General features: G+C 67.3%; 1 protein-coding gene. It reads left to right on the forward strand.

The genetic code is table 11. The features are described 5' to 3' along the window. On the forward strand, positions 1 to 1209 hold a 1209-nt coding region (locus tag CWO91_RS42230), incomplete at both ends, for a VCBS domain-containing protein (RefSeq protein WP_208753154.1).

Raw genomic sequence — 1209 nt, forward strand, 5'->3', positions numbered from 1 at the left:
GGGACCAATGATGCGGCGACGGTCTCGTCGGACTCCAGGTCCGTCACCGAGGGCGACACGGCAGCGGCGCTCAATACCAGTGGCCAGCTCACCATCACCGATCCCGACACGGGCGAGGCTCATGTCGTCGTGCAGAGCAACGGTCACGGGACCTACGGCGACTTCACGATCGATGCCGACGGCGCCTGGAGCTATACCGGCAACGGCGCCCACAATGAGCTCACCGCCGGCCAACAGGTGCAGGATCAGTTCACGGTGACCAGCCAGGACGGCACCGCGACCAGCACCGTGACGCTGACCATCACCGGGACCAACGACGCGGCGACGGTCTCGTCGGACTCCAGGTCCGTCACCGAGGGCGACACGGCCGCGGCGCTCAACGCCAGCGGCCAGCTCACCATCACCGATCCCGACACGGGCGAGGCTCATGTCGTGGCGCAGAGCAACGGTCACGGGAGCTATGGCGACTTCGCCATCGATGCCAACGGCGCCTGGAGCTACACCGGCAACGGTGCCCACAATGAGCTCACCGCCGGACAACAGGTGCAGGACCAGTTCACGGTGACCAGCCAGGACGGCACCGCGAGCGGCACCGTGACGGTCACCATCACCGGCACCAACGACGCGGCGTCGGTCTCGTCGGACTCCAAGGCGGTGACCGAAGGCGACACCGCCGCGGCGCTCAACACGAGCGGCCAGCTGACGATTGTGGATCCCGACAGCGGCGAAGCCCATGTCGTGGCGCAGAGCAACGTCCACGGCAGCTACGGCGACTTCAGCATCGATGCCAACGGGGCCTGGAGCTACACCGGCAACGGGGCGCATGACGAGCTCACCGCGGGCCAGCAGGTGCAGGATCAGTTCACGGTGACCAGCCAGGACGGCACCGCCACCGGGACCGTGACGGTGACCATCACCGGGACCAACGACAACGCGACCGTGAGCTCGGATCCAAAGTCCGTGACCGAGGCCGACACCGCCGACGCGCTCAACACCAGCGGCCAGCTCAGCATCACCGACCCGGATTCGGGCGAAGCCCATGTCGTGGCGCAGAGCAACGTCCACGGCAGCTACGGCGACTTCACGATCGATGCCAACGGCGCCTGGAGCTACACCGGCAATGGTGCCCACAATGAGCTCACCGCCGGCCAGCAGGTGCAGGATCAGTTCACGGTGACCAGCCAGGACGGCACCGCCACCGGCACCGTG

Source organism: Bradyrhizobium genosp. SA-3 (assembly GCF_004212635.1).
GTDB lineage: Bacteria > Pseudomonadota > Alphaproteobacteria > Rhizobiales > Xanthobacteraceae > Bradyrhizobium.